This window comes from Streptococcus sp. 10F2, assembly GCF_054331515.2.
This window is the reverse complement of record NZ_JBTGGE020000054.1, coordinates 1-9,031: the sequence shown is the minus strand read 5'-3', so window position 1 is coordinate 9,031 and position 9,031 is coordinate 1. Positions and strand designations below refer to the sequence as shown.

The following is a 9,031-nucleotide window of genomic DNA, read 5'->3' as shown; positions in this document are numbered from 1 at the left end:
TGACATGAGTCTATCTTGTGGAACTGTATCGAAGAATTTCTCTAAGTCAATATCTACAATCCATTCATAACCATCATTCAGATATTCCAGTAACTTGACTATGGCTGTCTCACAAGAGCGATTGGGACGGAAGCCATGACTATATTCCGAAAATTGAGTTTCAAAGATTGGATTTAAAACCTGTACAATGGCCTGTTGAATTATCCTGTCCATCATGCTTGGAATGCCTAGTTGACGAACACCTCCATTGGGCTTCGGGATTTCCACCCGCAATACTGGCTGAGGTTTATACTTTCTTTCCAATATCTGCTTTTTGGTTTCTCGCCAGTGCTCTCTCAGGTAATCATCAATCGTATCAACTGTGACACCATCAATACCTGCAGAACCCTTGTTGGCTTTGACCTGTTTGTAGGCTTCAAGAAGATTGTCTCTTGACAATATCTGGTCTAGTAATTTAGACATGTGCGTATTCCTTTCTTGTTTCGCTATCTGTAGGACATCTTAAATTGGTGAACCTTCCTCTAGTCAGTACGTGACTAATTCCAGTTCTATCAGACTCTTAGTGTTACAGATACAAGTGAAGTAGGTATACTTCGGTTAACTGTTCACCCCTTCGCTCCACTTCCATTACAGAAGTTTCTTCACTACTATGGGTTCGGCTGACTTCTTGTCGTTCGTTGTTACTAGGCTATTGCCTCGACAAGACCTCACGGGATAAGCCGTACATCTTTCCTCGTTTACTCTCGTGATTTACGCATATAGGTTACGACTACCTTCTTGGACTTTAGAGTTTTAAGCCCCCTTATCCCCCATATACGCCCTGATATCACGTTTCTGTTCGTAGAGCCACGATTTCGCTATCCCTTCCTCTCCCCGCTACCTCACGATAGTCAGGCTTGGGAGTCGCTATTGGGTTCACCGGTAGCAGGTGCCCACAGAGGACTTACACCTCAGATGTACGACATGCCCGTCGTACTAGAGAAAAAAGGACTTAGTTATACTAGCTAAGTCCTTTTCCAATACCTTCATTACTCAATAAACTTATTCCAATTCATTTTCTTCAGAATTTGACACAGGGTAACTCTGAAACTGAATCAAATCTAACAACTCCATCATTCGATTTCTTGAAATGGGACAACAATAACCTCTTGGAAAAAATGCCATTCTTAATTGTCGATCAACATGGCGAATGTTAAAAGGATTGACCAAAAAAGAACGATGACATGAAAAAAGAAAGGGAGTTTTGGCCTTAACATCTTGGAGATTTGCAATTACTGACAATTCTTCCTCACTGCTCACGATTGAAATATAGTGGGCTCGAACACTCCGTTCAACATAAAAGACTTTCTTAATCGGAATTTGAACTTGAACTTGTGAGTTCTGAATAATAATCTGCTCTTTAGGTGTGTCCAATATGAAATTTGAATGAACCTGCATCAACAAGCTAGCCAACCGCTGCCGAAAGAGACAGGGTTGTAAATCCTTCAAAATATAATCCAAGACCCCCACTTGTGTTTTTAAAACATCTTCCATATAAAATAAGGAGTCAGCAACCACAATAATCTGAGATAAAGGATCTAACTGACGAATTCTACGAGCTAACTCAAAAAACTCTTGTCGATTGCTATCTCCATAGAGAACTAAAATGAAAACTTGGTGACTTCCCCTTGTAGTCCAAGAATCAAGTAATCCTAAAGTATCTGACTGAATCTCCAAAGACTTCACCTCTATACCACAAGACATCAACGTATGAAGTAGTAAATCTTCCCACCAAAAATGATCTCGATACTGCTCCTCATAAACAAAAATATTCATAGTTCTCATCCAATCATTTACCCTTTCATCTTTCTATTCGAAGAAATTCGGAACAAATGAGTCCAAAATCAACCCTTTAAGAATACAAGAAAAAGTCACATTTCAAACCTCCATGTCCTGAAATGTAATGAAAACGTTCCGAATGGTAAATGAATCTTGGCCATTTTTTATGCCAAAATGAAGTAGCCGAGGAAGCAGGGAAATAAAACTCGCATCATTCCTATAATTATATCTTTCAAAAACAGAGTCAGAATTTTTCAATCCCTTATATAACTTCAACTTCATATACTTTCACATAAAGATGAAAACTACTTCGCAGAAAATATTCCTTAATCTGCTCAAAAGCTATCCAATCTCAAGTAAGGAAGGTCCACAGACAGAAAAAACTCACTACTGGATTCATTCAATCGATAACCTTGCACACAAAAAAACACAACTGATTCTTGGTTTTGATCCCAATCATTCAATTGTGTTTTTTATATCTTTATAAGTTATTCGAACTTAAGAACATTGGGGATTGCCCCATTTTTCAACGATAATTATAGTTCGATATCTCCGAAAAGATCTGCCATTGAGAAACCAGTTTGTGTTTCTGGCAATTCGAAGTCACGTTTTTCTTGACGACGTGGACGACGTGGACGTGCAGCACGTTTCTCTTCTTGACCTTCAGCTTGAGCAGGACGCTCTTCAAGTGCTTTGATAGAAAGAGATACACGCTCATCAGCAGCGTTTACATCAAGAACTTTAACATTGACCACTTGACCTACTTGAAGCGCATCTTTTGGATTTTCAACACGTTTGTGTGAAATTTGTGAGATGTGAACCAAGCCATCGATACCAGGAAGTACTTCTACAAAGGCACCGAAGTCAGTCAAACGTTTAACAGTTCCTTCGATAACGTCACCCTTAGCCAATTTTTGTTCTACACCATCCCATGGTCCAGGAACAGTAGCTTTAAGAGAGAGTGATACGCGACCTTCTTCTTCATTCAAGTCTAAAACTTTAACGTCAATTTCTTCACCAACTGTTACAACAGATTTAGGTGATACATTGCGCTCATGTGACAATTCAGTCAAGTGAACCAATCCGTCTACACCACCAAGGTCGATGAAAGCACCAAAGTTTGTGATACGAGCAACTTTACCAGTTACTACATCACCTACAGAAAGTTTACCAAATACTTCTGCACGAGCTGCAGCTGTTTCAGCTTCTACAACTTCACGACGTGAAAGGATGAAGCGGTTTTCTTTTGGATCCACTTCTTTGATTTTTGCATCAAATTCTTGACCTACGAAACGCTCAGTGTTGCGAACAAAGCGAGTATCAAGCATAGATGCTGGGATGAAACCACGAAGTCCTTCAAATTCTACTGCCAAACCACCTTTAACAGCACGAGTTCCTTTAACAGTAACGACTTCTTCTTCACGTCCAACCAATTTATCCCAAGCTTTGCGTGCTTCAAGACGTTTTTTAGATACAAGGTAGGTAACAGTATCAGTGTCTTTACCTACAACTTGACGAAGCACAAGCAACTCAAGTGTTTCACCTGGTTTAACCAATTCGTGAATGTCAGCGTCACGATCGTTAGTCAATTCACGAAGAGTCAAGACACCTTCTACACCAGTACCAGAGATTGCTACGTTAGCTTGTCCAGCATCAACAGTCAATACTTCAGCAGTAACAACATCACCTGGCTCAACTTGGCTAACGCTGTTTAGCAAATCTTCAAATTCGTTCATCTAAAAAATCCTCCAACAATCAAGTCCTAGACCTGATATACTTATAAAATTTCTTCCTAAGTACCGCATCGCTTCAACAGTCGCCTGGATATAAAGAAATAAAATACCCAAAGGATATTTTAGCTTCCTCTATCCGATAAGTAACCTAAGAACTGGGGTAGCTGGATTCGAACCAACGCATGAGGGAGTCAAAGTCCCTTGCCTTACCGCTTGGCGATACCCCAATAATGAGAATGGAGAGAGAGGGATTCGAACCCCCGAACCCGAAGGAGCGGATTTACAGTCCGCCGCGTTTAGCCTCTTCGCTATCTCTCCGATATCAACAAGAATTATTATATCACACTATCTTTAGAATGCAAGCCTTTTATTTAGATAAATTGTAGTTTTCGATAATTTTTTCAATCGCTTGCTCAAGATTTTTATGAAACTCTTGTACATTTCCATTCGAAAGCACCGCAAACTGCTGATCTAATTCCGCAATCTCACCAACGATTTGCTTCCCAATCAATAATTGGTAGCCATCAAATATATCGGTACCAACCTGTACCTTGTAATCTTTTAACTGAACTTCAATTTTTTTCTCTTTGCGACTCATATTACTCCTCACAATCTCTTATTGATTTTACACAAATCTTTTTAAAAAATCAAATCAAACTTTTCAAATAAATAGGTAAAAATTTGACAAAAAAGACTCTTCCTTTTACTATAGGGCTATGAAAACAAATCAAACCTTAATGCAATACTTTGAGTGGTATCTACCAAATGATGGGCAACACTGGAACCGCCTAGCAGGCGATGCCCCTCATCTGGCTGAACTTGGAATCACACAAGTCTGGATGCCACCAGCTTTTAAAGCTACAAACTCAAACGATGTCGGTTACGGAATCTATGACCTTTTTGACTTAGGAGAATTTGACCAGAAAGGTACCGTTCGAACTAAATACGGAACCAAGGATGAATATATCCAAGCTATTCGTATTTTAAAAGACCATGGCATCTCAGCTATGGCCGATCTTGTTTTGAATCACAAAGCTGCTGCTGATGGACTCGAATCTTTTGAAGTCATTGAAGTCGATCCTGAAGATCGTACAAAAGAATTAACAGATCCCTTCCGAATTAAAGGATGGACCCACTTCTATTTCCCAGGTCGTCATGGTCGTTATAACGATTTCCAATGGCATTGGTACCATTTTACAGGTACAGACTTCGATGCCAAACGAAATAAGAATGGAATTTACCAAATTGTTGGAGACAACAAGGGTTGGTCAGACGATAGCCTCGTTGACAATGAGAATGGGAACTACGACTATCTCATGTATGCTGATTTAGACTTCAAGCATCCAGAAGTCATCCAAAACCTCTATGACTGGGCTAATTGGTTTATCCCAACTACTGGCATTTCCGGATTTCGACTAGATGCCATTAAGCATATCGATTCCTTTTTCATGAAAAACTTTATTCGAGATATCAAAGAAAATGTTTCAAATGATTTCTATGTTTTCGGAGAGTTTTGGAATCCTGATGAAGAAACCAACACCAATTACCTAAAAGATACGGATCATCAATTTGATTTGGTTGACGTTAAACTTCACTATAATTTCCACAAGGCTGGTGAAAAAGAGGAAGATTTCGACTTAACCACTATTTTTGATGGTTCCTTGGTTAAAAATCATCCCGAGTCTGCCGTTACCTTTGTTGAAAATCACGATACTCAAAAAGGACAGGCTTTAGAATCTGTAGTAGCAGATTGGTTTAAGCCACTGGCTTATGGAATGATCCTACTCCGTAAACATGGAAAACCCTGTGTCTTTTATGGCGATTACTATGGTGTTCAAGGATATCATGCCCAACCAAGTTTCCAAAAAGTTTTGGACAAACTCCTACTCCTTCGTAAATACTTAGCATTTGGAGAAGAGACAGACTACTTTGAAGATGCCAATACGATTGGTTGGACTCGGATTCCGGATGAACTGGACCGCAGTCCTCTAGCTGTTATCATCAGTAACAAAGATGACTCTAGTATCTCCATGTACGTCGGTACTCAATGGCAAGGCCATGTCTTTGCTGATCAACTCGAACACCACCCAGATACCGTCACTGTTCAAAAAGATGGCTGGGCTACCTTCCCTGTTCTAGGGCGTAGCATTTCTGCTTGGACCCTTCAACAATCAGAAAAATGAGGTTGGACAATCGTCCGACCTCATTTTTCTTTTAATAGCTGATTCAGTATTAAGGCTACAATAGTTCCTGTAGAAATTCCTGATGAGAAAATCATTTGAAGAGCTAATGGCAAATGGCTCAGTAAGTCTGGACGAACGGTTACACCAATTCCCAAGGCAAAGGCAAGTGAAATAATCAACAGCTCCCGATCTCCCATTTTAACTGTCGCAAGAGTTTTGACACCTTGTGCTGCCACCAAACCAAACATGATAACTCCACCCCCCCCCAGAACAGGTTGAGGCATAATGGAAATAAGAGCAGACACCTTTGGAAAAACACCAAGGATTACCAATAAAATTCCTGCCAACACCATGACTTGTCGACTAGCAACTTTCGTCAAGGTAATCAAGCCTACATTTTGTGAAAAGGCCGTGTTCGGTCCTGCCCCCAAAACACCCGCTAAGAGAGAACCAACCCCGTCAGCTAAGACACCATTAGCTGCACGCTCAGAGGTCATTTTTTGGCCAGAAGCTTCCCCAATTGCCATCATAATCCCCACAGTACCAATCAATGATACGACATAAGCTGGGATAAAGGCTAGAATAGCCGATAATTCAAAGCGAACTCCAAATCCAAAAACATTCGGAAAAGCAAACCAAGCTGCTTCATTAACGGTAGACAGATCGACTTTGCCAAGGAAAATGCAGAGGACATAGCCGAAAACCATTCCGAAAAAGACAGAAGCAGTTTTCATCATTCCTTTTCCATAATGGTTCAAAAACAGTGTGAACAGCATAACAACAAAAGCAATGCTGACATTTTCAACAGAAGCATAATCACTAGCTCCTACACCGCCCGCAGCCCAATCCATGCTAACTGGTAAAAGCGTAATCCCAATTAAAGTTACAACAGTTCCCGTAATTAAAGGCGGGAAGAAACGCATAAGCGGTTTGATAAAGCGGCTAAGAATAATCTCAACAAAAGAACCGGCAATGGTCGCACCAACGACACCGGCTAAGCCAAACTGACTACCGACACTAATGGCTGGATTGACAAAAGTAAAGTCTGTTCCCATCATTCCTGAAACACGCGCTCCGATTGGACCAAGTCCTTTAGACTGTATAATCGTAGCTAAACCAGCTACAAATATAGCTGCCGAAACAAGCGCCGATGTTTGTTCAACCGGAAGTCCTAGGGCAGAAGCTACAACCAGGGGAACAGCAATGATACCTGCAAAAGCAGCTAAAATATGTTGCAAAGCTAGCAAAACCGCCAATCCTTTCGGCGGTGTATCCTCCACACCATATAACATGTTTTCCGATGGTTCTTTTTTGATGTTCTGAGACATAGCTCCTCCTTCTGTTTTAAAAAAGAATAGTCTCAGTTTATCAAAACAAACACCTAAAATCAATACATTTATTGAATTTTATCTCTGAAACGTTCGTTTTTTAGCTATAAATACGGGGTTCTTTTACTTGTTTCACTTCTTTTTTTAGAAAAAACGTGCTATAATAGATTCCATCAATAATTGGAGGAAATCATGAAATTATTAGAAGAACGAATTCTTAGAGATGGGAATGTACTTGGCGAGAATATTCTCAAAGTAGATTCCTTTCTTACCCACCAAGTTGACTACAAATTGATGAAGGAGTTGGGAAAGGTTCTAGCTGATGCTTATCGTGATAAAGGAATTACCAAAGTTGTAACCATCGAAGCTTCTGGAATTGCACCTGCTGCATATGTAGCAGAGAGTCTAGATGTACCAATGATTTTCGCTAAGAAACATAAAAATATTACCATGACAGAAGGAATCTTAACAGCTGAAGTGTATTCCTTTACGAAACAGGTGACTTCAACTGTCTCCATTGCCAGTAAATTCCTTAGTCAAGAAGATCATGTCTTGATTGTTGATGACTTCTTGGCGAATGGTCAAGCTGCAAAAGGCTTGATTGAAATCATCCAACAAGCCGGAGCCAAAGTGGAAGGAATTGGCATTGTCATCGAAAAATCTTTCCAAGACGGACGTGAACTCATCCAAAAAATGGGAATTCCTGTCAGTTCTCTAGCTCGCATTGAGAAATTTGAAAACTGCCAAGTTGTTTTCACAAAGGCTGATCTCTAATCCAAAGAAAACAAAAAGGTTAGATTGTAGGATTTGTCTACAATCTAACCTTTTTTATTATCGTGCTTTTAAAGCAGATAGAATTTGAGTTCGAATATCCTCAACTCCTTCTGGCTGCCCTGGTAGAAAGACAGTTGAATTTCCTGATTCTGCAAAACTATTTAACGTATCCAAGTATTGGTTCGTCAATAGAATCGACATGATTTGCTCTTCTGTTAAACTAACTTGGGCATCTTTCAATTCTCGGATAGATTCGGCTAAGCCATCCACAATAGCTTTCCGTTGTTGGGCAATCCCGACTCCATGAAGGCGGTCTTTTTCAGCTTCTGCCTCCGCAGCGGTAACAATTTTAATCTTATCAGCTTCAGCTAATTCCTGAGCGGCAACCCGTTTGCGTTGAGCAGCATTGATTTCATTCATAGACTGTTTCACTTCAGCATCTGGCTCAACCTTGGTAATCAAGGTTTTCACAATCACGTAACCATAGGTAGACATTTCTTCTGCTACTTGATTTTGAACTTCCAAGGCGATTTCATCTTTTTTCTCAAACAATTCATCCAAGGTTAGCTTAGGAACTGAAGATCGAAGTGCATCTTCAATATAGGATTTAATCTGGCTAACTGGTTTAATCAGTTTATAATAGGCATCCGTCACATTCGACTCGTTTACGCGGTATTGAGTCGCAATATTTAGGGTTACAAAAACATTGTCCTTCGTTTTAGTTTCCACGACAATCTCACTTTGAAGTAAGCGCAGCTCAATCCGAGCAACTAATCGATCAATCCCCAAAGGCAAACGAACATGAATCCCACTCGTCGCCGTCTTCTGATAACGACCAAAACGCTCAATAATCGCAACTGACTGCTGCCGCACTACATAAATGGAACTTAAAAGTACCAGCACTAGAATCAGCAAGATAAATCCTAACACAATAAATCCAAGCAACATGGTGCACCTCCTTTTGATTATTATACCACGTTCCACTAAAAGACTAAGAAAAAAAGAGGGACTCAACAAAGCTTTTCTAACTATACAAAAAAGGTTGCAAGCTTCTACAACCTTTTGACAAATCTCCCGAGTTTATCAGTTTATGTTGTAGCCGATCCAGTTCAATTACTTGATAGAACTGGATTTTTTTAAAGCTCTCGTTAGATTTTGTTTGTGTTGTATGCAGTTGTATGATATAATGGAAACA

At 40.0% G+C, this 9,031-nt stretch carries 8 protein-coding genes and 2 tRNA genes; 2 read left to right on the top strand and 8 right to left on the bottom strand.

The window, feature by feature from the left end; all coding sequences use genetic code 11:
* From ACXM1Q_RS07990 to ACXM1Q_RS07965, 6 genes are all read right to left on the bottom strand, one after another.
* A partial coding sequence (locus tag ACXM1Q_RS07990; RefSeq protein ID WP_458517610.1) for a reverse transcriptase domain-containing protein occupies window positions 1–462 on the bottom strand: 462 nt, incomplete at its 3' end.
* 579 nt (window positions 463–1,041) lie between these two features.
* Entirely contained in the window at window positions 1,042–1,815 is a 774-nt protein-coding gene (locus ACXM1Q_RS07985) for a response regulator transcription factor (RefSeq protein WP_458517609.1), read from the bottom strand.
* A gap of 539 nt (window positions 1,816–2,354) precedes the next feature.
* Window positions 2,355–3,554 (bottom strand): 30S ribosomal protein S1, encoded by a 1,200-nt coding sequence (gene rpsA, locus ACXM1Q_RS07980; RefSeq protein ID WP_135036324.1) that lies wholly within the window; start codon window positions 3,552–3,554, stop codon window positions 2,355–2,357.
* 152 nt (window positions 3,555–3,706) lie between these two features.
* A tRNA-Gln gene (locus tag ACXM1Q_RS07975) sits at window positions 3,707–3,778 on the bottom strand.
* A 10-nt stretch (window positions 3,779–3,788) separates the two neighbouring features.
* Window positions 3,789–3,869 (bottom strand) — tRNA-Tyr (locus ACXM1Q_RS07970).
* 49 nt (window positions 3,870–3,918) lie between these two features.
* Window positions 3,919–4,149, bottom strand: a complete 231-nt coding sequence (locus ACXM1Q_RS07965; protein WP_458517608.1) for a DUF2969 domain-containing protein — start codon at window positions 4,147–4,149, stop codon at window positions 3,919–3,921.
* Between the two features lie 118 nt (window positions 4,150–4,267).
* On the opposite strand from ACXM1Q_RS07965, the gene ACXM1Q_RS07960 reads away from it, so the two are divergent.
* On the top strand, window positions 4,268–5,734 hold the full coding sequence (locus ACXM1Q_RS07960; protein WP_458517607.1) for an alpha-amylase: 1,467 nt from the start codon (window positions 4,268–4,270) through the stop codon (window positions 5,732–5,734).
* A 20-nt stretch (window positions 5,735–5,754) separates the two neighbouring features.
* Here the strand turns inward: ACXM1Q_RS07960 and ACXM1Q_RS07955 are convergent, their stop codons facing one another.
* A complete protein-coding gene (locus ACXM1Q_RS07955) occupies window positions 5,755–7,062 on the bottom strand; it encodes a nucleobase:cation symporter-2 family protein (protein WP_458517606.1) in 1,308 nt (435 codons plus the stop codon).
* A gap of 192 nt (window positions 7,063–7,254) precedes the next feature.
* On the opposite strand from ACXM1Q_RS07955, the gene ACXM1Q_RS07950 reads away from it, so the two are divergent.
* The gene (locus ACXM1Q_RS07950; protein WP_458517605.1) at window positions 7,255–7,836 is read left to right on the top strand and encodes a xanthine phosphoribosyltransferase; all 582 of its coding nucleotides are present in this window, start codon (window positions 7,255–7,257) and stop codon (window positions 7,834–7,836) included.
* Window positions 7,837–7,893: 57 nt separating this feature from the next.
* On the opposite strand, the gene ACXM1Q_RS07945 is transcribed toward ACXM1Q_RS07950, so the two are convergent.
* Window positions 7,894–8,784, bottom strand: a complete 891-nt coding sequence (locus tag ACXM1Q_RS07945) for an SPFH domain-containing protein (RefSeq protein WP_458517604.1) — start codon at window positions 8,782–8,784, stop codon at window positions 7,894–7,896.
* Window positions 8,785–9,031: the final 247 nt, after the last annotated feature.